This is a genomic window from Rhodoferax sp. RT5P35, assembly GCF_056521385.1.
Genome location: NZ_JBWMAX010000372.1, coordinates 1 through 1,023, shown reverse-complemented (window position 1 = coordinate 1,023; position 1,023 = coordinate 1). Strand labels below are relative to the sequence as shown.

At 64.5% G+C, this 1,023-nt stretch carries 2 protein-coding genes; both read left to right on the top strand.

All coding sequences use genetic code 11. The features are described from left to right. On the top strand, nucleotides 1–500 hold a 500-nt coding region (locus AC097L_RS26425), incomplete at its 5' end, for an acyl-CoA dehydrogenase family protein (protein ID WP_479589651.1). A gap of 21 nt (nucleotides 501–521) precedes the next feature. Next, nucleotides 522–1,022 (top strand): acyl-CoA dehydrogenase family protein, encoded by a 501-nt coding sequence (locus AC097L_RS26420; protein WP_479589650.1) that lies wholly within the window; start codon nucleotides 522–524, stop codon nucleotides 1,020–1,022. Nucleotide 1,023: the final 1 nt, after the last annotated feature.

Sequence of the window (1,023 nt, the reverse complement as noted above, 5' to 3'; positions counted from 1 at the left end):
TGAAAGAGCTGGGCCTGTTTGGCGCCACCATTGGCGAGGAATACGGCGGCCTGGGCCTGTCGGCCTGGACCTACGCACAAATCGTCATCAAGGTGGCCTCGGTGTGGATGGCACCCTCGGGCATCTTCAACTCGCACCTGATCGTGGCCTCGGCCATCGAACGCAGCGGCACGCAGGCGCAGAAAGACCACTACCTGCCCATCATGGCCACCGGTGCATTCCGGGGCAGCCTGGGACTGACCGAGCCGAATGCCGGCTCCGACCTGCAGGCCATCCGCACCACCGCCCGGCTGGACGGCGACCACTACGTCGTCAACGGCAACAAAACCTGGATCACCAACAGCCTGCACGGCAACTTCACGTTGCTGCTGGTCAAGACCGACCCGCACGCCGAGCCGCGCCACAAGGGCATGAGCATGCTCATCGCCGAGAAAGGCCCGGGCTACAACGTGGTTGGCAAGCTCAAGAAAATGGGCTACCGCGCCATCGACACCTGCTAACTGAACTTCGACAACTACCACGTGCCCGCCGACCGGCTACTGGGCGGCGTGGAGGGCAAGGGCTTTGCCCACACCGCGGGCGGGCTGGAGCTGGGCCGCATCAACGTGGCGGCGCGCGGCGCGGGCATTGGCGAAGGCGCTCTCAAGCACTGCCTGCGCTATGTGCAGGAGCGCAGCGCCTTCGGCAAGCCCATCGGCCAGCACCAGGCGATCCAGCTCAAGCTGGCCGACATGGTGACCCAGGTGGAAGGCGCCAAGCATTTGATCGAAGCCGCAGCCCGCAAGTTCGACAAGGGCGAGCGCTGCGACCTGGAGGCCGCCATGGCCAAGCTGGCGGGTTCCGAGGCGGGCGTGTTCTGCGCCCAGGAAGGCATGCGCATCTTTGGTGGCTACAGCTACTCGGTGGAATATGAGATCGAGCGCTACTACCGCGACTGCATGCTGATGGTGATTGGCGAGGGCAGCAACGAAATCCTGCGCCAGGTCATCGCCAAGCAGCTCATCGACCGTTACCGCATCTGAG